Source organism: Paenibacillus lupini (genome assembly GCF_011761355.1).
In the GTDB taxonomy this organism is placed as follows: Bacteria; Bacillota; Bacilli; order Paenibacillales; family Paenibacillaceae; genus Pristimantibacillus; species Pristimantibacillus lupini.
In genome coordinates this window covers 70,005-95,018 of the sequence record NZ_JAASRW010000012.1, presented here as the reverse complement: position 1 = coordinate 95,018, position 25,014 = coordinate 70,005, and the positions used below count along the sequence as shown (strand labels likewise).

The following is a 25,014-nucleotide window of genomic DNA, read 5'->3' as shown; positions in this document are numbered from 1 at the left end:
CCGGCTGTATTAAGGAGCTCTCATGTTTTCATTATATCTTCCGGGGAAATTTAGAAAATGTACTCATTTAAATGAATTTGGTAATAACTTAAAATGGTGGCTGATATATACCAGTCAGAACTGAGCATAGAAAAACCAAGGAGCCGGGCGGTAACAACCCGCCCCCTGACTCCTTGGTTTTTTTCATTTCACTAGTTTCGCCAAGCTATAAAACGTGCAAGTATGGTGGACACTTCAGCCCGAGTGACAACATTGCCAGGCTCCAGAAGGTTTCCTGGCTTGCCGTTCAGGATACCCGTCTCCACAGCCCAATCCATGGCTTCCTTTGCCCAAGCGGAAATTGCACTAATGTCCGCAAAGTTCTTGCTGTTATCACTCACAGCTGGTTGTCCGGCATACCGGTACAGGAGAGTGATCAGCTGCTCCCGAGTAATGCCAGCCTCCGGGGTGCTGCCGTCGCTGATCCCGGCAGTCATAGCCCACTCTTGCGCCTTGCTGTACCAATTTACGCCGCCTTCGGTCTCAACGCCGTTCAGCCGGGCTAGCACGGTGAAGAGCATGGCGCGACTCATGGATGCATTGGGAGTAAACACATTTTTCCCTGTTCCAAGGAACAGTTCTCGACTGGCGGTAAAGGCAATGGCTTCAGCCGCCCAGTAGCTATCAGGCACATCCGTGAAGCTGATCTTGTTGTCTATCAGTTTGACCTTCGTATCGCCTCTGGCTGTGAAACTTATTCCGTCTTCCGTTAGAACAGAGTCCCCTATGATTTTCCTGGATCCGTCTGCTCTGACCATATAGGCTACAGTGGAAGTAGATGCATTCTTAGCGGGAATTGTAATCCGTGCTTTTGCCACTCCTTCGGGCAGATCGACGCTCGCTGTTACTTCCCCAAGGGAAGTCGTAATGGTCTCCACCCTAACTCCATTAGGCCAAGTGGTCAGCTCGGTCACCGTTTCGGTTGTATTATTCGTGACGATAATAGTGGTACTGCCGTCCTCGTTCTTAACGGTAGTGGTATGTTCGTTATTAGAGCTGCTAGATTCTCCGCCGCCAGTGGTATATACAGTCGAAATCACCGTGCAGGACGCTGTGTAACTGCCATCTGCAGTCGTAACCATAATCACAGCTGTGCCGGGGGTATGGACACTCACAAGACCGTTTTCGTCAACAGTAGCTACAGCCGGATTTGATGTAGTCCATGTCACCGTCTTATTAGCTGCATCAGCAGGCTCCACATTTGCAGTGAGCTGGACGGTAGTGCTTCCATAGTTGGTATACAGCTGGACGCTGGTCTTGTCTAGACTCACGCCGGTGACAGAATTCGGCTGGCTGTAAGGTGTAAGGGTCAGCTCCACATGGGGACTCGCTTTATAAGTATCGGTCTCACGGTATCGAATCCAATAGATTCCCGGAGACAGATTCGATAGGACATCCCCCTCTACGTTTGACCATGTACCTCCGTTATTGGAGGACCATTCCATGGATGCATTCACGCCGGTGATGCGTCCATCATTCGCTCCTGCCTCTGTTTCATTCATTGTCCCAAGTCCCTCGGGAGCAGCCTTCGCTCCTCCAGTAACCATCACTTTGAAGTCGTCAAAGTCAATTGACGCGTTGGCGTAGCCGTCGATGCCAAACCGCTGTCCGGTCAGTTTGCTGCCGCCTGTATGGCGGAAAATGAAATCAGTAGCTACGGGAACAGGATCATCGTTGATATAGACGGTATACGTCTTGGCATCCCAGTTTGCCACCATTTTAATGCTGTACCAGGTATTTAGTGCGTAGTTTAGGACGGACTTCTTGGAGGCTCCATTTTGCACCATTATTTTACTTGTATCAAAAGCCGTGACCATTGAATAGTTGCTAGTACCGCTGTCATTCCTCGTCATGGCACCATTGGCGTACTGGAAGTTGGTGTTTAATCTGGCGCGATATTCAATGACGATCCGCTGATCCCCCGTAGCCGTCACCTCATCCATATAGGGCAGAAATAAATTAGCTTTGCCCGAAGTAGCGGTGGTGGTCAGTCGAAGGAATTTATTCTCGTCTTCTTCCTGTACAGTAGTGGCAGCGCCATTGGTCAGGTCTTCGGCATTAAAGCCGTAAGGAACTTCTCCCGCTTCATCGCCAGAAAAATCCCGGTAAGCATTATAGCTCACGCCATCCTGTGTAAGGACGAGAGAGTCGGACAGAGCTGACTCAGCGACAGTAATGGCATTCAGGGCATCGTCTGCTTGCTTCTCCGTAGTCGTAACTTTCTTGGCCAACGCATCCGCTGCGTTCAGCGCACTGAGTAAGGAGTCATAAGCAGCCTGGCTGTATTGACCAAGAGCATCGCCTAATGGATAAGAGATTCCGGACATCCCGGCGCGTTTTGCATCCACAGTTGCTTGAAGCCTCTGTCCCACAGTACTTTCCGTCCGGAGGGAGGGGTTCCAGAGGGCATCAGTTGGGGTTTCGCCGCTCATCGTCAGGTAGATGCGATCGATATACAGACCGTCCTCGCGCATCCACAGACTGAAAGCATGCTCGTCCGCTGTGGCGACGTTAACTTTGCCTACGTTTTTCCAGTGCCATTTCTCATCCAGATCATTGCTGAAAAAGACTGCTGTCGAGAAATTACCGTTACTTCCGTCCAAACCGCCGCGAATGGAGTCGGATGCATTGTCCACATAACGCCAGCGCACCCAAACATTGTAGTCGCCGATATTTGTAAAATCGATCTTATACGTCAATTCCGGACTCGATACGGGGAAGTCGGCATCGTCTGTCCACTGCCCGCCCAGGTCGGGAAGGCGCATCGCCATGCCTGTGTCTGATTGGGTGAGACGCCACGCATTAGCAATCTTTCCTGCTGCGGTTGCCTGTTCTTCCTTAGAAACGGTATACGCCTTCATGTCATCCGTAATCTGACTTGCGGATTCAAGCACGTGTTCCATGGCATACTCGGCCTCAAGGCCTACTGTTCCACCCGCTTCAACAAAAGCGCCAGCTCCCCAGCCAGCCGGGATGTTTTTTGGTTCAGATACTGTTGAAGTCCATGGCAAAAGATCAGTGCCCGGGCTGAACGTCGTATTGTATTCATTGTGATAACTCTCGTCAGGTCCAAGCTCCGTAGGAATGACGCCTTCTGGATCGGTGTACAGCACCATCTTGTCAATCATAATAAAGCTGTCTACCATCCATAACTTAATAGTATGTTTGCCTGCTGTCAGTGCAGGCAAAGCGACCACATGCTTCTCGATCATATGGAAAAGGTTATTTACCCAGACCGTGCCTTGTCCCTCATCGGCTGCGGCCGATTCCACGATAATCGGGGAATCGTCATCCACCGATACAGCAAAGCGTACTTGCCCCTTTGAATTGAGCGTGGGAATCCGGTAGATCTCAAGCGGAAACTGACCCGAAGAGGTTAGGTTGATATCATACTCCAGGCTTGGAGCACTCGAGGTTATCGCAGCTTCATCTACAGCGTCTAGATCAGGGTCGTATGCACGTACGACATCGCCGCCAGCACGACCTAGGTCATGCATAACTTCCCAATTCTTATTGCCGCTCGTGTTCGAGTGGCTGTAATGCTCAGCTTCAATCGAAACATAGCCATCGGCCTCTGCGTACCCCTGGATTTCAGACAGGGCTAATGCCGGATTTTCAATCGCCACTTGAATGGTCTTGACCGTGTGTGCTGCAGTATCGGTAATCGTAATCGTTGCTGTTTCTCCTTTGTGGGCTTCCATCTCATCAATCATGACGTAGAGGCGAGTCTCATCGCTTATGGTACCGGCTGCAGAGGAGAGTTGTACCCAAGGCTGATCGGCCGAGGTAGTCCAATTGATGCTGCCTGCTCCCTTATTGAAGATGTCGATGAATTTAGCGTCTTGATTATAAGGGGAGAAGACTAGCTTGGAGTTCTCCTGCGGTATATTCTCTCCTTGTACAACCACACCCAAGGACGGTTCCCCCAGCACCAGCGCCGGCGTTCCGGGAGGAAGCTGGTTAATGACCGGAGGTGCCGCATTCTCTGGATCTATGAACCCCTTCCACTTGCCGTCTGCCATCGTGCTATATCGCTCAATTTCCTCTTTCTTTGCCAGATCGGCCTCTTTTGAAAGCTTGAGAAACGCATCGGCGGAAGCCATCCTGCCTTGATCGTAAGCCAGATTGCTTCTATCCGCGTAATAGTAGGCTTTATTGACATAATAGGCCCAATTAATTTTGGATTGCACCATTTCATAGTAGCTCAGCTTTTGCTCTTCTGGCAGCGCATTATAGATAGCCGCGGTGCGGTTGAATAAATCCTGGTATACCGCCATGCGCTTCGCACTCTCATCCCCGTATTGTGTCTGGTTGAATACGCCAACCTGCATGTGCTCAAGCTTGCGAACGTTGGTTTGCTGATAGAAAGTTGTAAGAATGTCAGCTGTCTCGTCACTATACGAACTGCCGAAATGTTCACCTATCCAATCTTTCAAAAATTGCTCGGAATTGTTCTTGTACTTCTCAACGTCCCATCCGTAACGGATAAAGAAAGTCATCTCGGCTTCCTGCGGCTTGATATCGCCTATATTCAGTATCCAGGACTTTCGAATATTATGATCCCAGGACTTACTAAGCTCCTCCCCCATTAAGGAAAGAGGGATCGAATTGAGCCACGTATAGCTTTGGTCAGCAGGAGCCCAGTAGGAAACGTGATCGTATAATCCATGTCCGCCTTCGCGTGAACGTTCTGTTGCATCCGGCATTCTCCGCATTATTCCGTGATTATCGTCGCACCAGATCACGGTCACATTCTCGGGCAAATCAAATTTGGGATGATTATAGATCGGAAGAACTTCCTTGTAAGGGATAAACGCCTGGAACGAATTATCGTATTTTTCCTGGCCTAATATCTCTTTAAGCATCTTCTGCTGCTCCCGGATGATCTCATTCATCAGTCCAGCCTTCCGCTCATCAAGATCAGCACCCAGGTGACCATAGGCAGGCTCCATCAGATTTTTCACACTGAAAGCTTCGTCATGTATGCCCCGCATCCCCAGTGTCCATTGCGCATCGATGTCTTTATGGCTTTCAATGCTTTCCCGCCAGTACTGGAGCACAGCATCCTTGCTTACCGTGTAGTCATATTCGATCGAGTCCGGATTAACACCCTTCTTCTTGGCATAGTCCTGTTTCCAAGCATCCCACTCGTGCGTGTTCGTCCGCAGGAGCATATCGGGGTGACTGGAACCAAGCACGATGCCGTATTCCTTCACCAGATCAATATTACCCGGTACATTGTTAATGGAATTGACATGCATGGCTGCCCAGATGTAGTTACCCTTTAATCGTAAAATAAGCTCAAAAATCTTGGCATATGTTTTGGGCCCCATATTATCCGGGTCTTTGAATACTTCCTTAGCCCAGCGGCCAAGCTTCTCTTCATCATTGAGGAAAACACCGCGGTACTTCACATCAGGCATATCTGTAACGGAAGTATCAGCAGCTACATATACGGCACTCTTGGTTTTGATGGCTGTGTCAGCAAAAAAATACCAGGGGCTAACCCCCATACGCTCCGAAAGCTCATATACGCCAAAAATGGCTCCTCGAGAATCTGATCCTGCTATGACCAGGGTATTCTCATCCACCACCTTGATTAAGTAGGCTTCCCATTTATCTTTGATAGCGCTTACTTCATTTGCGGTGATTTTCCCTTCGCTCACCAGCGCCTTAATTTGTGTACTGTCAGCTAATGTGCCCACGATCACGACGGGACCTTGGGGCAAGGTGGCCTCGCTGCTCACATTGGCATCCAGATTGGTGACTCGCTTGATGTCATCCTTCAAGTCGTTCACCACTCGTGTGACCGGGGTTTCCTCCGCAGCATCCACCCAGATGCTCGCTGACGTTCCGTTAACTGCAACAGGGAAATCTCCAATGTCTCCCGTTTCCTGAACCATTCCTTCGCTCTCAGATGGTGGAATATTGGCTGCATAGGCGGGCATCATCCCGACAAAAAGCGAAATCATGATCATTACAGCAATCACACGTCTTGTATATCTGATCACTATACTCACCTCATTTTTGGTTTGTTTCAGTTTATATTTTGTTTTGCTAGAGTTGTCCTATATTCTCCTTTCTTCTTAGATGAAGGCTCCATTGATTCAATTCAATCGGCCCGCGCAAAAAACGGATCTTGAGCAGCTATTCAAGCTGTGATTGCTCAAGATCCGCATGCCGCATCTTTCAAAAGCTGTACTAGATTCGCGAAGCTATAAAGCGCGCAAGTATGGCAGACACTTCAGCCCGAGAGACAATACTGCCCGGCTCCAGAAGGTTCCCTGGCTTGCCGTTCAAGATACCCGTCTCCACAGCCCAATCCATGGCTTCCTTTGCCCAAGTGGAAATTTTACTAATGTCCACAAAACTCTTGCTGCTATCACTCACAGCTGGTTGTCCAGCATACCGGTACAGGAGAGTGATCAATTGCTCCCGGGTAATACCAGCCTCCGGGGCACTGCCGTCGCTGATCCCGGCCGTCATAGCCCACTCTTGCGCCTTACTGTACCAATTTATGCCGCCTTCGGTCTCAACGCCGTTCAGCCGGGCCAATACGGTGAAGAGCATGGCGCGGCTCATAGATGCATTGGGAGTAAACACATTTTTCCCTGTTCCAAGGAACAGTTCTCGGCTGGCGGTAAAGGCAATCGCTTCAGCCGCCCAGTAGCTATCAGGCACATCCTTGAAGGTGATCTTGTTATCCATCAGTTTGACCTTCATATCGCCTCTAGCTACGAAACTTATTCCGTCTTCCGTTAGAACAGAGTCCCCTATGATTTTCTTAGAGCCGTCTGCTCTTACCGTATAGGCTACCGTGGAGACAGATGCATTCTTAACAGGAATCGTAATCCGCGCTTCTGCCACTCCTTCTGGCAGATCAACGCTTGCTGTTACTTCCCCAAGGGAAGTCGTAATGGTCTCCACCTTAACTCCATTAGGCCAAGTGGTCAGCTCGGTCACCGTTCCGGTTGTTTTATTCGTGACGATAATAGTGGTACTGCCGTCCTCGTTCTTAACGGTAGTGGTATGTTCATTATTAGAGCTGCTAGATTCTCCGCCGCCAGTCGTATATACAGTCGAAGTCACCGTGCAGGACGCTGTGTAACTGCCATCTGCCGTCGTTGCCGTAATCACAGCTGTGCCGGAGGTGTGGACGCTCACAAGACCGTTTTCGTCAACAGTAGCTACTGCTGGATTTGATGTGCTCCATATCACCGTCTTATTAGCTGCATCAGCAGGCTCCACATTTGCGGTGAGCTGGACGGTGGAGCTTCCATGGTTGGTATACAGCTGGACGCTGGTCTTGTCTAGACTCACGCCCGTGACAGAATTCGGCTGGCTGTAAGGTGTAAGGGTCAGATCCACATGGGGACTCGCTTTATAGGTATCGGTCTCACTATATCGAACCCAATAAGTCCCTGGAGCCAGATTGTGCAGGGTATCCCCCTCTACATTGGACCAGGTGCTTCCATTATCCGAAGACCATTCCATAGATGCGTTCACGCCGGTGATGGTGCCATCCTTAGCGCCTGCCGCTGTTTCATTGCTGGTTCCAAGTCCCACAGGCGCAGCCTTTGCTCCTCCGGTCACCATCACTTTGAAATCGTCAAAATCTATAGAGGCGTTGGCATAACCGTCAATGCCAAAACGCTGACCAGTTAGCATATTGCCGCCTGTATGGCGGAAAATGAAGTCAGTAGCCACAGGAACAGGATCATCGTTGATATAGACGGTATAAGTCTTGGCATCCCAGTTTGCCACCATTTTAATGTCATACCAGGTATTAAGGGTGTAGTTTAGGACGGACTTCTTGGAGGCTCCATTTTGCACCATTATTTTACCTGTATCAAAAGCCGTGACCATCGAATAGTTGCTAGTACCGCTGTCATTCCTCGTCATGGCACCATTGGCGTACTGGAAGTTGGTGTTTAATCTGGCGCGATATTCGATAACGATGCGCTGATCCGCTGCAGCTGTCACTTCATCCAGATAGGGCAGGAACAGGTTAGCTTTGCCCGCAGTAGCGGTAGTCGTCAGCCGAAGAAATTTATTCCCGTCTTCTTCCTGCACAGTAGCGGTAGCGCCATTGGTCATGTCTTCGATGTTAAAGCCGAATGGGTACTTGCCCGTCTGATCGCTGGAGAAGTCCCGATAAGCGTTATAGAACACGCCATCCTGTGTACTATTAAGCGAACCTAACAGATCGGCTTCCAGCTCGGCAAGGGAAGTCCGTTCCTCATTAAACTGCTCTTCCGTCAGACTAGCGTCTGTGGATATTTCCTCTGCATGGTCCAGCTTAGCCAGAAGAGCATCATACGCAGACCGACTATAGCTGCCCAAACCCTCGCCTAGAGGGTACGAGAAATTGTCTATTCTGCTGCGAACTTGATTCACAATTTCATCAAGGCCCCATCCCGGGATAACCTCCACAGAAACAGCGGATGGAATCTCCTCACCATTCAGGGTCAATAGAACTGGCACATGAACAATGCCCAAGGAATTGAAGTCAATTCCTTCAAGCTTCCAGCTGACTTCGGCAGTGCTTTTCTCCCCTTTATAGTCGACGTCAACAACGCTAGGCAGCCTAGGTGTTACACCAGAAGGAGTTTTTACTTGAGAAAGAACCTGAGGAAGCTGCGATGGATCCAGAGTTACTGTCAAGTTAAACGTTACTTCCTTGCCGTCGTATGCGGCTGTAATCACCGTCTCTCCCGGCTGAGCGTCATAGACCTGACCGGCATCTGTGACCTTAGCCACGTCGGGGCTGCTGCTGGAATATGTTGCGCCAGCTGTCACCTCCTGAACTTCATAGGTGTTGTAGTTTGCAGTTAACTGCAGTTGCTTGGTCATCCCGCTGGTCAGAATGCTGACCAATCCGCTGATGGCAATGGACTGTACTGACTTAGGTTCAGCAGCAACGATAACCGTGGCCGTAGCAGCTTTCCCGTTATATGCGGCGGTGATCGTGGCGCTGCCCGCCTTAAGCCCCTTGATCTGAGCCCCATTAATCTCAACAACCTCATTGTTGGAGGAACTGAAAGAAACCCCGCTATCAATAAGAGAATTGGTAGTGCCCGTTACCATATACACGGGCAAACCTTGACTTTCACCTAGACCCAGCGTATACCCCGGAGAATCGAATACCAACTCTGACGAATCAAGCTTGAAGACATCCATACTGTCAATTTCGGCAGTGTTGTTCCCCTTCGAGAAGCGGATGATATTGTCGCCTTGCTGTAAATAGACTTTCGCTGTGGAGGCACCCCAACGATTCGAGCTGGAATAGACGATGTTCAAGTTGGCTCCGGATTTTCCGTTTACCGATAAGATATGGGAAGCATCCGCTCCATTCGATGAGCCGTTGGCATTTCGCACGGATAGCACATACATTCCGGCCTCTGGCACGTTGACTGTAAACTGGACATTATCATTTGCGTTCTTAATATTAGTAATTTTTTTCCCATCGGAAGCCGTATTTTCCCTTAAGACACTGGGACCTGTTTCTCCGCTCGGATCTTTCACTAATAGGGCCGCCTCCGCCTCATAACGCTGACGTACCGGCTCCCCTGAAGGTATAGCAATCGGTTTGTTAGGGTCGACGGGCTCTCCCAGGTTCGGCGTTCCGTCTGCATTCCAGGTGAATTTCTGTGCATGGACATTACGAGTCCACCCTGATCCTGACCAGCGGGCGGAATGGTAAATAATCCAGTCTTCACTGCCATCGGGAGAGGTGGTAAGACTATGATGGCCGGGGCCGTAGACGCCGTTGGCGCTGGAGAAAATCGGCTTGTCCTGTTTTACCCAGGAGCTGGGGTTCATCAAATCGTCGCTAATCTTGGCAGTGATTAGACCAAGGCAGTAACTATCTGTCCAGCTTCCGTTTGCGGAATAGACCAGGTTGATCGTGTTACCATGTATAGTTATTTCGGGGCCTTCATTAATTCGACCCGGGGATGTTTCCCAATCATGGTCAGGCGTCGAAAGCAATACCCGTTCCGAGCTGATGGTCCGTGGATCACTCATTTCCGCAATATATAAGTTTTGAAAACTACCGTCTGTATCTTCCCAGCCGGACCAGATGAAATATTGTTTATCATTTACAGTCATCACTGTTCCATCGATCGCCCAGCGGTCTGTGGAATCGGTAATTTTCCCTTTGAACTCCCAGGTTCCAGTCAGCGGATTATCACTGGCGTTCTCCAGCACGTACATGCGGTGGTTTGCATTGGTTCCATTGTCAGCCGCGAAATAGATATACCATTTGTAATTGCCATCTGTATCTTTGAGATAGTGCATTTCTGGCGCCCAAACATCGGAACTGTACATGGTATCCTTAACCGGTGTCCAGGCTAGGCTTCTCTCGCCCGTATCAATGCCGGTGATAGTCTTCGATCTACGGATATTGATGCCGCTGCCGTTGACAAAGACGTTGTAGTAATAGCCATCCGTGTGCTTGTAAACCCATGGGTCGGCTCCTGTCTGCATAATAACATTATAGAAATTTGACACTTCAGCCCCCCCTGTTGTCGACGCCGGCAATGAATCTATTGTATCTGACGTCGGCTCTGCTGCTGCAGCTGCTCCGCTCCATTGCGGCAGCATTAGCAGCACTGCGAGACAAAGCGGCAGATACCTGAATCTTTTCCTTTGCATTTGCAATCCTCCCTAGTCTATTATCATGTTTTCTTGGAAAACCTAATGGCTTCTCACCTGCTTCTCGGACCGAACGTCACCCCCTCAGCCCTACGGCCCAAATAAACCGCTTTCATTTTTTTCATCTCCTGTTGTGCTTGATTTTTCTGGCTAGTGTTCTCATTCTACCTCCCGAAGAAAACTTACAAAATGTACTATCTTAAGTTGTTTTTGTAACCGTTTTAGAAAAATCGATAACTAAATGATGCATGTAATCACAAGACATAGAAAAAAGCCTCGCACAAGTTACATAACTCATGTGAGGCCTCAAAAGGCGGTTTCTTCAATTATTGCCTCAGGAGGCTAAGCAACGTCTCCGGCTTACGTGTCGTAATGGCATCTACGCCCATCCGGATGAATCTCTCCATCTGCGTTGGCTCGTTAACCGTATAGACCCACAGGGTTAACCCGTGCTTGTGAGCCGTCTCCACGATCGGCTCGAAGCACGTCCGATAATTCATATTTAGGCCAGTATACCCTTCTCGCCTCGCCGCCTCGCAGATGCGCTGCGCGATCTTGTCGTACTGCTCCAGTTGCTTCGGATCGATCTCGAGCTTCGTGTTGATCATGACTGGAATATCAGGGAAGCGAGCCGTCATTGTCTCCGAATAGCCGGTAATATGGACCCGATCCCATGCACCGTACTGCCGAATGAGCTTGACGGCCGGTTCGATGCTATCCGCCGATTTCAAATCGATATTCAGCTTCGTTCCAAGCCGATCCGATATCTGAAATATTTGCTCCAGCGTTGCGATTTCATGCTCTGCGTAAGTCGGGCTCAGCCGCCGCCGCATCTCAGGCTGGTTCAACTGCTCGAACGTGCAGGTCAGCAGATAAGGAGAATCGTCATGCAGCAGTACCGCCGTACCGTCCATCGCGGCATGCACGTCCACCTCCACGATATCTGCCCCACTTTGGACACCCTCCATAAACGAAGCAAGCGTGTTATCAGGACTTGCGCCGCTGCCCGTATGAGCGCCTATCATTGGCCGCTTCAATCAAACCACTCTCCTTTTATCGTAGAACAGAAAGCTACCATTTTAATCACGTTTTTTTGAGACGAGTTCTTTATTCAAGCGATCCGCCAGCTCTACGAGCGTAAGCGGTTCTTCAATCGTGTAATCCGGCCGCTCCGCGCGGTCCGAACTGTTCTCGACGATCGATAAATCGTTTGAGGTAAATATATAAGTAATTTTATACTGCTAATGTAAATCTTTTCAACAGGTTAATGATTTGGCCTTGGATCAAGACGTCCAGCGGGTTGCTGTTTAGCCCAGGTAAATAGAAAGAAGGTTTCATAGGGAAGCGCGCATTGTTCATACCATTCTTCACGCCCCCATTCGAAATACTCCAAATATTTTGCGTTGTTTACGTGTCCATTGACGTCAATTTCTGTTGAGCGAACAATAATTGGCAGTGATGATTTCATTTCATTGATTCTCCTTAAATAGACTAAATAACCATTAAAAATAACACATGTTCCAAAGCTCCACTACTTCCCCGGCAGCAGCTTGTATTATTTCCTGAAAATCGATTAGTAACAGTAAAAAACCCGCCTACGGCGGGACTGATTTTCTGCAATCATTTGAACGCCAGGCGCTATGCCTCGATCACTTGCCGCCATGCCTGCTCGATATCCTCGATCAGCGTTCGCGGATCCTCCAAACCGATGTACAATCGGGCTACCGAAGGGTTATTCCCCGCCATGTTGCGACTTGTCGGCGTGTGACCAACCGTCACTAAGCTCTCGAAGCCGCCCCAGCTGACACCAATCCGAAAGTAACGCAAGGCGCCCGCCCATTTCTTCAATGACTCTACTGACACCTGCGTCTCGAAAGAAAATAGGCTGCCGAATCCGTCCAATTGCTTGCGAGCAAGAGCATGCTGCGGATGGGAAGGCAAGCCGGGATGATTCACCCGGTTCACGAGCGGATGATTCTCCAAATATTCCGCAACAATCAAGCCGTTCCGCTGATGTCTCTCCATCCTAAGCGGCAGCGTTCGCAGCCCCCGTATCATAAGTGAGGCTGTGTGCGGGGTCATAACGCCGCCAAACAGCATATACCCTTTGCTTGCAATTTCGTTAATCAAATCAGCACGCCCTGCCACGACGCCTCCCAAGCAATCGCTATGGCCGGAGAAATACTTTGACATGGAGTGAAGCACAAGATCAATTCCTAATGTTATAGGACGCTGGAAGCATGGCGTCGCCCAGCTGCTGTCTATCATCGTAAAAACACCCGTCCGTCTTGCAAGCGCCGCGACACCTTCCAGATCCTGCAGTTGGAACAATCCCGATGTCGGGCTCTCCAGATAGATCAGGCGGGTATTCGGCCGCAAAGCGTCTTCGAAATCGGATAACAGACATCCGTCGACATAGGTGACTTCAACCCGATACCGTTCGGACAATTCGTCCAGGAACTGTCTCGTTGGACCATAGGCCTGATTGACGCTGATTACATGGTCGCCCGAACGCAATAACGCGTGCAAAGAACCGGTGATGGCAGCCATCCCCGATGCGAAGCAGCGCGCCCGCTCGGCTGCTTCCAAATCGGCGATTTTGCTCTCCAAATATTGTACCGTCGGGTTGTTTCCTCTGGAATAAACGTTGGCGGACAATACGTCCTGCATCGCTTGATCGAACGATTCATGATTTTCAAACGCGAACAGGCTATTTTGATAAATTGGGATGTTGACGGCGCCTTGGTGCTTCGTGTCCACCTCGTCATGCGATACTTTCGTGTGTAACCCTTCATCCATTTGTTTTCTCTCCATTTACTTTGTTGTATCTTTCTTCTGCTAACCTTTCTCGGCGCCTTGCGTCAGCCCTTCCACGATATAACGCTGAGCGAAAGCGAAGAGAACGACGGTCGGAATGACCGACAATACGGTACCGGCGGACATCGAACCCCAATCCACGTCGAACTTCATGACGAAGGAGTTCATCGCCACGGGCAACGTCTTCAGGCTTTCGTCGTCAATGAACATAACCGCCATAAACAGCTCGTTCCAATTTTGTACGAATGCAAAAATAAAAGTCGATGCAATACCCGGCAGCATCACGGGAATGATGACCCGGATCAGTGCCGTCAAGCGGGAGCAGCCATCAATCATCGCTGCTTCTTCCAGACTGCTTGGAATGCGCTGGAAGAAACCACGCAGCATAATGGTTGAGAAAGGGATAAGCATGACCGTATACGTAAGGACCAAAGAAAGGCGATTGTTGATCAGGTTCATATCAGACATCAGCAGATAAAGCGGTGCCAGCGAAATAAAGCCGGGCAGCATTTGCGTCATGAAGAAAGCCATCATTATTTGTTTATGACCCCGGAACTGGAACCGGGCCATGACATAGCCGCTCAACGTGGCAATACAAATAACGATAAGGGCGGCAATCACTGAAATTAGCAGACTATTGCCGATATAGACATGAAACTTTGAAACTTTAAAAATGTTAGCGTAATTTTCGAGCGTCAACTTCTCCGGCCAATATTGAATCGGCAGAGAGAAAATCTCCTTCTTCGGCTTGAGCGAAGTGATCACGATCCAATATAGCGGGAATACCATGATCAGAAAATAAGCAGCGAGATAAAGTGACTTCAGACCCGTGAGCAAACGCAGCTTCATCTAGAAATCACCAGCCTTTTCCGATCTTGTAGAGAATAAATAAAACACGGTATACAGCATAAGAATGATAATCATGATAACTCCAATCGCTGCCGCCATCCCGTAATCCCCGCCATAGATAATCTTCTCCAGCATAAGCGAGGAGAGAATATGGGTCGTTCCGGCAGGCCCTCCGTTCGTAAGACCATAAATGATGGACGGATCATTGAATATCCAGATAGCCCGCAGCAGAGTGGTTGCAATAACGGTCGGCAGAATATACGGAAACGTCACGCTAAAAAACTTGCGCAGCCCGCCGGCTCCATCCATTTCCGCCGCTTCGTACAAATCCGCGGGCACCGATTGCAGCGCTGCTAGCAGCATAATCGCAAAAAAAGCGATACCGTACCATACGTTTGCAATGATAACCGACGTCATCGCCCATTTCGGGTCGGAGAGGAATCCGATCCGGGTATCGATGAGACCCGTCCGCATTAACAGATCGTTAATGACGCCGATCTGCGAGTTGAACATCCACTTCCAGATCAGACCGATCAAAAACCCGGACAAGGCCCAGGAATAGAAAACAAAGCCTTGATAAACGCCTCTTCCTCTGAAGTTTTTGCGCAACGTAAGCGCAAGCGACAAGCCTACCAGGAACTGCAATACAAGAGAAAAGAACACCCAATACGCGCTGTTCTCCAGTGCCGAAAGAAACTTGGCATCCCGAAACGCGGTTTCAAAATTTTGAAATCCAATGAACTTCACGTTCGTCAGATCAAACAGTACATAATTCTGAAACGCCATCACGACACCTTGCAAAAAAGGATAGAACGTAAACACCAGCAGCAATGCCAATGCAGGAAGCAAACTGAGTAATATGTACCTTCGCTCTTTGCTCATGCCCTCTCACCTTCCCCGCTAGTAAAATGCGGTGAACGGTTGTCATGCCGCCCACCGCGTATATACCGGTTACTTGTTCAATTCGGCTTTTGCTTTCACCCAATAATCGTCCCATTTCTTCAACGTATCTTCTATGCTCGTTTGTCCGAGCAGCATGCTTTGTCCGGATTCCATGGCTACCGTACCCCATTGTCCGTTCGCAGGATATTGGAATGGCGGCTTGAAGTTAATGAACGTATCCGGCTGATTCGTCATATCAAGCAGCGTCTTGTACGGTCCGCTTTGGAAGAAAGCGTCCTCCGTAGCAGAAGAATGAATCGGAACGGTGCCGTGGCTTTTCGACAGCTTCGTGTTCTCTTCCGGCGACGACAGGAAGCTGATCAGCTTCCAGGCTGCTTCTTTGTTTTTGGAATAAGAAGTGATCCCCCATCCCGCTCCGCCGGCGGAGATCAGCGATTTGCCCTGCGGTCCCTTCGGCATCGAAGCAGTTGCCCAAGTGCCTTCCTCCATGCTGCCTGTCAATGTCTGAATGACATCCGGATCCTGCAGCAGGAATGCCGTTACGCCGGACGAGAATGCCTGCACTTGTTCCTGAAAACCCCAGTTAATGGAATCCGGCGGGGAACCTTCTTTATACAACTTCACGTACTGTTCAACCGCTTCCTTCGCTTGGGGAGACGAGTAAATGGTGCCGCCGTCCTTCAGGAACATCGCGTCATCGATGTTGATCTTCTCCGAACTGTAAGCCTGAATCATCGTATCCGGAACAGCATTTGCACCGGCACCTCCGCGGAACGAGAAGCCAAATCGGTTCTTGGAAGGATCGGTCAGCTTCACGGAAGCGTCTACCAGCTCCTGGTATGTAGTCGGAACGGCGATGCCCGCTTCTTTCAGCCAATCCGCTCGATAAAACAACTGCCGTTGATATAGTCCATTTGCAATAAAATACAGCTTATCGTCAACCGTAGCGACGGACTGGGCGACGGAAGTGACGGTGCCGAAGTTATCCCAGTTTTTTGCATATTCGTTCAGCGGTTCCACGTAGCCATTGTTCACGAATTCCGCCACATTGAGATCGCGAACCTCCAGCACGTCAAGATCTTGCTTCGCGTTCAGCATGGTTCTGATTTTGTTGTCGGCCTGATCGAACGGAGGCGAAATTAATTCGACCTTAATGTTCGGGTTCTGATCCATAAATGCCTTTATGCCTTCTTGAATGATTGCTGTGCGGTTAGGACTGGTCAAGCTTTCGATCATGCGCAGCGTAACAACCTTGCCTTCTCCTCCATTTCCGTTATCGGAACCGGAAGAACTGCAAGCCGTTACAGTCAAACTAAGTGTCAAACCAATCATAGATACGGATAACAGTGATTTCTTCCAAAACATTTGTTGCATTGGAATCCCCCTTCAATGAGTATCATACTGTATACCTGTCTGATAGGTTTAATATAAGTTAGCCCTTTACGAATTGTCAATATCTAAATTTTCTGTCAATATTCCCGTATGGTCTCTTCGATAATATCCATCATTTTATTAAATTCTGTTAGCGCATGCTCCCAATCATGGTTTGCAATGCCGTCGAATAAGGTGCGGTGGAACAGGTACGTATTATCGAACAGTTCTTTCACCCCGAACGGACCCGAGAAAAACTTTTTGATCAGCTCCGAAATGGAATCATACACGCTGTGAAGCAGCGGATTAGCTGCGGCGTCGTAAATATGCTGATGGAATTCGTAATCAATCGCCGACGTATCCAGGCCTTTCTGTTTTTGCTCGTCGTATTCTGCCAAACACGCCTTCATCTCCTTGATCTTGCCGTCCGTGATCCGTTTCGCGGCCAGCTCGACGGCTTTGCCCTCCAGCGCCCTCCGAACATCCAAAATATTAAGCAAAAACGATTTTTCGTCGTCAATTTTTACTTTTCCGCTGTATCGGTAAGAACCGGAATCGCTTACATAAATGCCTTTACCGTTAATAACCTTAACGATTTCAATCGCTTCCAAATATCGCAGCGCTTCGCGCAAGGAAGAACGGCCAACTCCGAACATCGAAACGAGCTCGTCGACGGACGGAAGCTTGTCCCCTTCCTCCAGCTCCTTGTCGGCAATATATTTGATGATTTCTTCCGACACGAGTTCATGCATATGCTGCTTCTTGATTTTACGATTCATAGTTCAACCACCCTTTGTACCTGTCAGATAGGTGAATTTTATGTAAATATTTTGAGAATGTCAACTGTACTCGCGTTGCAGCGGAATGCCTACTTCTGTCCCAAATCCACTGCTGCGAATATTTGAGTGGGACTTATTTGGAAAAATACAAATTTAACCGTTTTTGACCTTGCGGGATGCCGTCTTTGTATGCGTTAATATAGATGTCGGGCCGACGAAATGACCGGAAAGGAGGCTGAACGAAATGATTCAGATCCACGAGGTGGTATTCGCGTAAGCGAATGCCCATATAGGGGGAGCCTTTATCGGTTCCCCCTTCCATTTGATCATAATTGCATCGCAAAATATGACAGGAGGAGGGTTAGCCATGTTTAACGCTAAACAAGCCAACGAAAGCCAAATTAATCAAATTTTAGAGGAGTGCCTCGATGGGGCGTTACAAAAGCGGGAAAGATGTGCTTCCCCAGACTCTGCTTAGGCAAATCCAGCAATATATTGAAGAGAGAATCCTCCGTTTAATCCGAAGGATTCTCTCTTTTTTTCCGTGTGTCACGCCAGGCACCGGTACACAGTGTAGATACGGACTCGGTTATACTTACGATTTCCGGGATCCATACCACCGGAAGAATGATCTTCTCAAAAGCTGTTGAGATCGGCTAAAGAAGGTCTGGTTGTTCCAGTCGTACGTGACGCAGACCGCCTGAGCTTCGCTGAAATTGAGAAATCGATCGTATCCTTGGCTAAAAAAGCTCGTGACAACTCGTTGTCGCTGGATGAGCTGCAAGGTGGTACGTTCACCATCACTAACGGTGGTACTTTCGGTTCCTTGCTGTCGACTCCAATCCTGAATGCTCCGCAAGTTGGTATTCTGGGTATGCACAAAATCCAGCTTCGTCCGGTAGCGATCGATGCTGAGCGTTCGGAGAACCGTCCAATGATGTACATTGCCCTCACTTACGATCACCGTATCGTTTGACGGCGCAGAAGCCGTACGCTTCCTTGTAAAAGTAAAAGAAATGCTTGAAGATCCAGAAACTCTTCTTCTCGAGGGTTAATGGGAAAGGCCGTACCTAGTCGTTATGACTTGGGTACGGCCTTTTTTTATTGATGCAGGGTTGGAACCTTGGCAGAGATCTTAGCACTCCAGGTAAGCAGCGCCATTATGTCTTTACTAAATCCCGTTACCTTATTTTGCGGTATATCCACCTCGATTACGTATCTGAGACGGTTATCCTTCAGATTTCTGTATACATAGGTATCTTCATTTTCTGAAAACATTTTTTCAACTTGCTTGATATCCTCCGATTTTAACCCCTGCTTCTCTTGAAGAAACTTATCTATCCTATTTGAATAATCAAGATCGAACTCTTTCAGACCAGAATTACTATTGTTTTGATTAGAGATTTTTAGCACATCACCGGTTCCCGCATTCAATACAAGCTCGTATCTCTCCTTGCTTGGGGAGGTAATGGTCAGATAAAATAAACCCTCAGGCACCTCTTTAAGCATCGCTTCGGCATCTTTTCTTTCATCCGGATGTATATTCTGCTCGACTAGCCCCTTAAGCGCGTTAATATCCACCACTGTCACTTCGAATTGAACCTGATCAGGAGAAAGCTGAATATCGAAATACTTCCCAAGCGCATTTAGCCCAAGTGACTTTGTTGTTTCCACGGAAAGGACTCCTCCAGGCATGGAAACTTCATTATTTTTATCGTTTTCCTTGATTTTCTTAACCATGACGACGTTCTTTGGGACAGGATTAAAAAGAGAGCCACAGCCGGTCATCAGAAGCAGGAGTGTAAATGTTAAGAGAATGAAGGCTAACCTGTTCATAGCACTGCTCCTCCCCGTCTGAAGGTGATGCTGAACGTTGTTCCACGGTCCGGCACGCTTCTCACGCTTATGACGGCATTGTGCAGCGTCGCTATGCTCTGGCAAATGGAAAGTCCAAGTCCGGTACCGTTATTTCTCCTCGATCGGGCTTTATCCGTCATATAGAACGGTTCGAAAATACGATCCAGATGCTCACTTTCAATCCCCATCCCTTCATCTTCAATTTCCAAGATATAATCCGAGCCCTGACGGAAAGTCCGGATCGCGATGCATTGACTCTCCGACGAAGCCTTGATCGCGTTGTCAACGAGATTAAAAATCAGAATCTTCATCAAATCTTTCTCCAGAGGCAGTCGGGCGGTCTCGCAGCTAGTCTTTATCGCTATTCGTTTTACCCTTGCTTTCATTTCCAAAGCAGGCTTAATCTCGGCAAGGATCGAGCAGAATTCCATATCTTCCATCGGATACTCGGTTCCTTCAAGCATGATCAAATTCATTAACTTAAACGAAAGGGATTCGAGCCGCTTTCCCTCGGACAAAATCACGTTTAACCCATCCAGCAGCTGGGAAGCATCTGTTTTGGCCGTTCTAAGGTAGTCCGCATAACCGATAATAGAGGTTAACGGCGTTTTTAGCTCATGCGTGAAATTATCGATAAACAATTGTTTTTCCCGATTAAGCCTTTCCAAATCTTTGATTTTTTCCTCTATAACCGATGCCATAATATTAAAATTGTTTGCTAATACACCGATTTCATCCTTCGATCTCGATTCCGCGCGCTCGGAGAAAGCTCCTGCAGCGATAAATTGTGCAGTACGAATAAGGCGGTGTATAGGTATGGTCAGTCTTCTGCTCACGATAAACATGATCAGCATATAAGCAGAACAAGCGATAATATCGACCTTTAGATAAAATCGATACTGATCCATGCGCTCCCGGTAAACGGATGTAATGTCCTTCATATAAGTAAACGTATATATTTTCCGATTGATTTCCGTTAGGTTTGAGGTAAACAAGATGGTTCGCTTACCGACATCCCTCACAATATACCTAATTTCATCCGATTTCAGCTTTTCCGTTTCTGCCCGGTTCAAGGATATTTCAAAATCAGTATTGTTATAGATGCTCTTTCCTTTATCATTCGTAATCGTCATATACACGCCTTCGTCACCAACCTTGCCAACAAATGCTTTAGCAATATTCGCAAGCACATTCTTCTCGTACTGCTCGGAATCGTAGATAAGGACGATCGGCAATATGGCGTCTACACTCGAGTGAATATTCATATTCTGACTTAACGCATTATTGATTTCGCGAGTGAGCATTTTGCCATGATTTCGTTCAATGACGATGACTGAGGTTGCATTGAAGATAAGGATAAAAACCAGTATCGAATACGTAAAAATTTTATGCCAAAACTTCATGGCTAATCCTCCAGCCGGTAACCGATTTTGAAGATGGTCTTGATCCGGTCGTGAAGTCCAAGCTTTTTGCGCAGCGACTTGATATGCACGTCAACCGTTCTCGTATCACCGTAATAGTCAATGCCCCATACTTTATCAAGAAACTGCTCCCTGGAAAGCGCGAGGTTTTTGTTATTAATCAGAACGACAAGCAGATCAAATTCCTTGGGTGTCAGCTCCACCGGTTCATCTTTTAATGTCGCTATTCTTTTGTTAGGATACACGCGAACGTCATCGATTATAATCTCCGCTTCTTCCTTGCCATATCGGCGCAGCACGGTTTCAATCCGGGCAAGCAGTTCTATCCCCTCAAATGGTTTGACCATATAATCGTCGGCCCCAAGTTTGAGACCGGTTACTTTATCGAATACGGTATTTTTTGCAGTCAAGAAAATAACAGGTATCCCTTTAGGTCTGATTTTTTCCATCAGGGCATAGCCATCAAGCTTCGGGATCATAACATCCAAGAGAACAAGATCAAACTTCTCGCGCTCAAGCGCCTCAAGCGCCGAGATTCCATCATAGACCTGTTCAGTTTCATAATGGATAAGAGCGAGATTCATCTTAATAATATTTGATATGTTAGGATCGTCTTCGACGATCAGTATCTTTTTGTCCATGGCCAGCTTCCCCACTTTTTCCTATTATCCGTTACTCCGGGCATTACTCATTGTAGCCGTCAATTCTTAAATAAAACGAAATATCCGGAAAACAAAATAATCCAAAAGGGGAACGGTCAGTACCTTATCGAATCGCTTCCGCAATAAGTCCAGCGTAAGCTTCTGCTCCATTCGGCTGCAAATGAACACCGTCTTTCGTGAACCATTCCTTCTTACCTTTGCTGAAGGCATGCCAATCTATCAATTTCACATTGGAATGCTCATCGGCCGCTTCAGCCAGCGTCTTGTTCACCGTATCCTGCCAATCTCTTGGAACGCGAGAATTAACTACATAAATTTGCTTGTCGTCTCCGATTGCATCCAATAGCTCATTCAGCTTTTTGGAACCAAACGGTCCATTCGTTCCAAGCTCGATGATAACGGTATCTCCTAGTTGATGATCAGACTTTAATGCATTCACTACATCAATCGCGTCTGATAATTGCCGGCTTACTTTGCCATCGACAATAATGTTTGGAATGAGCTTTTTCAAAGCCGGTTTTACACCAACGATTACGGAATCTCCAATCGCCGTTACTCCCCCCGTTTGTCCCCCACGCGTTTCCGGTGAATGGCTTGGTGTATCTGTCGGTGTCGGTGTCGCCGTATCGGGAATATTCGCAGTTGTCTCTGCATTCGTTTCGCTCAGAGGGGTTGGTTTATTGCTTCCAGCACCTTCGCATGCTGTGCTGAGAAGCACAATCATAATAGCCAAGCCCAACGTGATTGTTCGAAAAACATTTTTCATTTTTTTAGACTTCATAGATACTCTCTCCTTTTTCTTGTTTTTAAACAGTGTGCCGGTACGAATCGGATTCTCAATATAGTGGTAAGATAAGCTGGAAATGATAAGGATTATAGCTAATTGAATAAGCTGGTACAGCAGGCTCGAATCTTCACCGGGATCCTTAGGGCCAGTCAGCACTTGCACCGGATAATGCCATAAATAGATACCGTAGGAACGAACTCCGAGCCAGCGAAGCGGCTTCCAGGATAATAGCTTGCCTATCTTGCTGAACGGGCTCGCTGAAGCGAGAATGACAAGTCCGGAAGCCACTGACAAGACAAGCATGCCGCCCCTGTACAGCGAATCGTCATATTTGTCTACGCTCACAATCATACAAAGCGAGATACAAAGTCCAATTGCCCCGATTGCATCCAGCAAAACGCTTCCCCTCTGGAGGGGCTCGGCTAGCTTGCGGCTGGGAATAAAAAAGGCGAATGCTGCACCAATCAAGAGCCCAAATGCACGTGTATCCGTACCATAGTAGACCCTGCTCGGATCAGTCCCCGGCACGTACAAGAACGCCATGGCTAAGAGAGAAACGGCTGCAACAGCCAAAGTCACTGCTGCCAGCTTACCCCTCGTCGGGAATGGAATGAAGCGGAACATCCCCCATAGGAATAAAGGCCATAACAGGTAAAACTGCTCTTCCACCGCCAGCGACCACAAATGGCCAATTGGCGATATCGGGCCAAAGCTTTCGAAATAAGAAACTTGCCGGTAGATAAGATACCAGTTGCTTGTGTAGGTGAGAGCGGACAGAAGCTCCCCACGAATATTGAATAATCTTCCGGGGTCGGTAAACGCCAGATAGACAGTTACGGCAATAAGCATCAGCAGCATGGCCGGAAGCAGTCTTAAGGACCGCCTGATCCAGAACCGTCGAAGATTAAATCTTCCGGTGCTTCTTCTTTCCTCCAGAAGCAAATCGGTAATGAGGTAGCCGGATAAAACGAAGAATACGGCAACTCCCAGCAAGCCCCCAGAGGCAATAGGCCAACCGAAATGATAGGCGATGACAGCGAGTACGGCGATAGCCCGCAAACCGTCCAAGCCGGGCATATATCGTTTTTTTACAGCTAGCGGCATATTATTTCCCTCCACCAACAACACCCGCACCGGAATCAGGAGCTGTACCAGCATCGCTATCGTTCGCGTTGTTGTTGTTTTCCAGCAGCTCTTTCACATACTCGTGTACTTCCTCTTCGTTTTTGACGGCTAATACTGAGGCTCCATGAACCTTCCTGCCTTCGAGCAAATCCATTGGCGGCACTTGCGCAGAACCCGCCATTTGGCTTTTGAAACCTAGGGCAGCCAGTTCCATCATGTCGGAAACATCCAAATTCGATTGAACGTAAGGGGCGACGCTTTCCACGATTGGTTTCATTTTGGTCAAATTCCAGCCGGACTTCAGCTTGTCCGCAACAGCGGCCAGCAGCTTGCGCTGCCTTTCGGTTCGGGCGAAATCGCTCATTGCGTCGTGTCGAAAACGGACATATCCCAGCGCGTTGGTCCCGTCGAGTTTTTGAAGACCTTTTTTCAAATGAATATCATAACGATTGCCGTCCGCGTTATCCGTATAATTCATAGCTTTCTCTACATCTAACTCTACACCGCCGATTGCATCGATCAGCGATTTAAAGCCTTCAAAATCGGTATATACATAATATTGGATATCCAAGCCAAGCAAGTCGCCTACCGTCTTCATCGCCAGATTTGGACCGCCTAGTGCAAGCGCCGTATTAATCCGCCCTTCATCATGACCTGCAATAGAAACATAAGTATCACGCAGCACGGAAAACAGGCGTGCTTGCTTAGTTACCGGGTTCATCGAGACTACCAGCAAGGAATCGGACCGAGCCGATTCATTCTTATTCAGCCCTCTATTGTCACCTCCCATCAGCAGGATGTTGACGGGCTCCGTTCCCGTCCATTCTTCGGGCTTCATGGTTTCATCCTCCTGATGTGCACCGATTTGAAGTTCGTCTTTAGACTGGTCCAGACCATCCAAAGCATGATAGACTCCGAAGCCTTGATAGCCGAAGTAACCGAAGAGCATTAGAATCAAAGCAGTAATGCTGACTCCTATGATCCATTTCTTTCGAGATCTAGCTGTTTTTTTTCTCACGGAAGTTCCTCCTAGTCTTTCTTGGTGCAAAATTGAGTATAGGATCGGAATGTATTCACAATAAGGAAGAGTTGTAATGAAGTTGTAAAGTCGGAAAAGAAAATAAAAAACCGTCCCTTACGTCGTATGACGAAAGAGACGGTTTGCACTTAAGGTAAGCGTCATATAACCTCCAACTAGATCACGCCTACTCCATAACACGACAAGTAATCGGAAGCGAAGATGACCATGGCAAATAAGGCTCGAATGCCTCTGGATTTTGTGGATCCGGAAGCTGTGGAAGCTGCTCGAACAGGTACTTCAGATATTGGAACGGAAGAAGCCCGTTTTCCTTCGCCGTCTCGATGACGCTGTAGATCGTCGCTCGGCTTCATTGAACAATGAGAGTTCTAATTGATCCGGATGCGTCTGCTCACTGGAAGCACCAAACCGCTTTTTCTGCGCTAAGCGGAACTGCTCTTCGTACCATTTGAGCTTGGCCGATAGTTCAATAATTTGTTGTTGTAGAGTTTCAATGGTTGGTGTATCTGCATGTTTTTCCATACTTTACTCATTAGATAACAAACACCTAATCCCTGTAAGCACCTATGGCGAAATGATTACAAAGTTCAAGATGCTCTTTTTCACCTTAAATCGCAAGACTACGCCGATAATACTATTGTCGGTATCCATCGTACGGGGCGTATGATTTTCAAGCGAGCCGTTGAGCTTGAGATAATCAAGAGCGACC

General features: G+C 48.1%; 14 protein-coding genes and 3 pseudogenes. 1 reads left to right on the top strand and 16 read right to left on the bottom strand.

Translation table 11 applies throughout. The features are described 5' to 3' along the window. Window positions 1-191: 191 nt before the first annotated feature. The 9 genes and pseudogenes from FHS17_RS28435 to FHS17_RS28395 all read right to left on the bottom strand — a co-directional run bounded on the left by FHS17_RS28435 (window position 192) and on the right by FHS17_RS28395 (window position 17,414). Entirely contained in the window at window positions 192-6,050 is a 5,859-nt protein-coding gene (locus tag FHS17_RS28435) for a glycosyl hydrolase 115 family protein (protein ID WP_167282543.1), read from the bottom strand. Between the two features lie 190 nt (window positions 6,051-6,240). Continuing rightward, window positions 6,241-10,695 carry a family 43 glycosylhydrolase gene (locus FHS17_RS28430; RefSeq protein WP_167282541.1) on the bottom strand — a complete coding sequence of 1,485 codons (4,455 nt, stop codon included), beginning with the start codon at window positions 10,693-10,695 and terminating at the stop codon, window positions 6,241-6,243. Window positions 10,696-11,021: 326 nt separating this feature from the next. Further along, window positions 11,022-11,732, bottom strand: coding sequence for a glycerophosphodiester phosphodiesterase (locus tag FHS17_RS28425; protein ID WP_243865586.1), 711 nt, complete (start codon window positions 11,730-11,732; stop codon window positions 11,022-11,024). Between the two features lie 293 nt (window positions 11,733-12,025). After that, window positions 12,026-12,163 (bottom strand): annotated as a pseudogene (locus tag FHS17_RS28420) (acyl-CoA thioesterase); the annotation flags it as partial. 170 nt (window positions 12,164-12,333) lie between these two features. Beyond that, window positions 12,334-13,494, bottom strand: coding sequence for a trans-sulfuration enzyme family protein (locus tag FHS17_RS28415; protein WP_167282539.1), 1,161 nt, complete (start codon window positions 13,492-13,494; stop codon window positions 12,334-12,336). 39 nt (window positions 13,495-13,533) lie between these two features. Continuing rightward, window positions 13,534-14,361, bottom strand: a complete 828-nt coding sequence (locus tag FHS17_RS28410) for a carbohydrate ABC transporter permease (RefSeq protein WP_167282537.1) — start codon at window positions 14,359-14,361, stop codon at window positions 13,534-13,536. Continuing rightward, window positions 14,362-15,243, bottom strand: a complete 882-nt coding sequence (locus FHS17_RS28405; protein ID WP_167282535.1) for a carbohydrate ABC transporter permease — start codon at window positions 15,241-15,243, stop codon at window positions 14,362-14,364. A 69-nt stretch (window positions 15,244-15,312) separates the two neighbouring features. Continuing rightward, window positions 15,313-16,638 (bottom strand): ABC transporter substrate-binding protein, encoded by a 1,326-nt coding sequence (locus tag FHS17_RS28400; protein WP_167282533.1) that lies wholly within the window; start codon window positions 16,636-16,638, stop codon window positions 15,313-15,315. Between the two features lie 95 nt (window positions 16,639-16,733). Beyond that, complete coding sequence (locus FHS17_RS28395) at window positions 16,734-17,414, bottom strand: FadR/GntR family transcriptional regulator (protein ID WP_167282531.1); 681 nt, start codon at window positions 17,412-17,414, stop codon at window positions 16,734-16,736. A 652-nt stretch (window positions 17,415-18,066) separates the two neighbouring features. Between FHS17_RS28395 and FHS17_RS28390 the strand changes: the two are divergent. After that, window positions 18,067-18,469 (top strand): annotated as a pseudogene (locus FHS17_RS28390) (2-oxo acid dehydrogenase subunit E2); the annotation flags it as partial. Window positions 18,470-18,515: 46 nt separating this feature from the next. On the opposite strand, the gene FHS17_RS28385 reads toward FHS17_RS28390, so the two are convergent. The 7 genes and pseudogenes from FHS17_RS28385 to FHS17_RS28355 form a co-directional block, all read right to left on the bottom strand. Then, window positions 18,516-19,250, bottom strand: a complete 735-nt coding sequence (locus tag FHS17_RS28385; protein WP_167282529.1) for a hypothetical protein — start codon at window positions 19,248-19,250, stop codon at window positions 18,516-18,518. Next, window positions 19,247-20,674: a sensor histidine kinase gene (locus tag FHS17_RS28380; protein ID WP_167282527.1), complete on the bottom strand. Its 1,428-nt coding sequence runs from the start codon at window positions 20,672-20,674 to the stop codon at window positions 19,247-19,249. Before FHS17_RS28380 ends, FHS17_RS28385 begins: the two co-directional genes overlap by 4 nt. Window positions 20,675-20,676: 2 nt before the next feature. Further along, window positions 20,677-21,333, bottom strand: a complete 657-nt coding sequence (locus tag FHS17_RS28375; protein WP_167282525.1) for a response regulator transcription factor — start codon at window positions 21,331-21,333, stop codon at window positions 20,677-20,679. A 124-nt stretch (window positions 21,334-21,457) separates the two neighbouring features. Next, window positions 21,458-23,245 (bottom strand): acyltransferase family protein, encoded by a 1,788-nt coding sequence (locus FHS17_RS28370; protein WP_167282523.1) that lies wholly within the window; start codon window positions 23,243-23,245, stop codon window positions 21,458-21,460. A 1-nt stretch (window position 23,246) separates the two neighbouring features. After that, a complete protein-coding gene (locus FHS17_RS28365) occupies window positions 23,247-24,284 on the bottom strand; it encodes an LCP family protein (protein WP_341805932.1) in 1,038 nt (345 codons plus the stop codon). Window positions 24,285-24,471: 187 nt separating this feature from the next. After that, window positions 24,472-24,588, bottom strand: a complete 117-nt coding sequence (locus FHS17_RS30775; protein ID WP_243865594.1) for a hypothetical protein — start codon at window positions 24,586-24,588, stop codon at window positions 24,472-24,474. Between the two features lie 17 nt (window positions 24,589-24,605). Further along, window positions 24,606-24,827, bottom strand: a pseudogene (locus FHS17_RS28355) (transposase domain-containing protein); the annotation flags it as partial. Between the last annotated feature and the right edge of the window lie 187 nt (window positions 24,828-25,014).

Bases quoted from the DNA above. Each gene is read 5' to 3' on its own strand.
- FHS17_RS28410 (WP_167282537.1), bottom strand. From the start codon at position 14,361: ATGAAGCTGCGTTTGCTCACGGGTCTGAAGTCACTTTATCTCGCTGCT.
- FHS17_RS28415 (WP_167282539.1), bottom strand. From the start codon at position 13,494: ATGGATGAAGGGTTACACACGAAAGTATCGCATGACGAGGTGGACACG.
- FHS17_RS28375 (WP_167282525.1), bottom strand. From the start codon at position 21,333: ATGGACAAAAAGATACTGATCGTCGAAGACGATCCTAACATATCAAAT.
- FHS17_RS28385 (WP_167282529.1), bottom strand. From the start codon at position 19,250: ATGAACAGGTTAGCCTTCATTCTCTTAACATTTACACTCCTGCTTCTG.
- FHS17_RS28380 (WP_167282527.1), bottom strand. From the start codon at position 20,674: ATGAAGTTTTGGCATAAAATTTTTACGTATTCGATACTGGTTTTTATC.
- FHS17_RS28430 (WP_167282541.1), bottom strand. From the start codon at position 10,695: ATGCAAAGGAAAAGATTCAGGTATCTGCCGCTTTGTCTCGCAGTGCTG.
- FHS17_RS28395 (WP_167282531.1), bottom strand. From the start codon at position 17,414: ATGAATCGTAAAATCAAGAAGCAGCATATGCATGAACTCGTGTCGGAA.
- FHS17_RS28405 (WP_167282535.1), bottom strand. From the start codon at position 15,243: ATGAGCAAAGAGCGAAGGTACATATTACTCAGTTTGCTTCCTGCATTG.
- FHS17_RS28370 (WP_167282523.1), bottom strand. From the start codon at position 23,245: ATGCCGCTAGCTGTAAAAAAACGATATATGCCCGGCTTGGACGGTTTG.
- FHS17_RS28400 (WP_167282533.1), bottom strand. From the start codon at position 16,638: ATGCAACAAATGTTTTGGAAGAAATCACTGTTATCCGTATCTATGATT.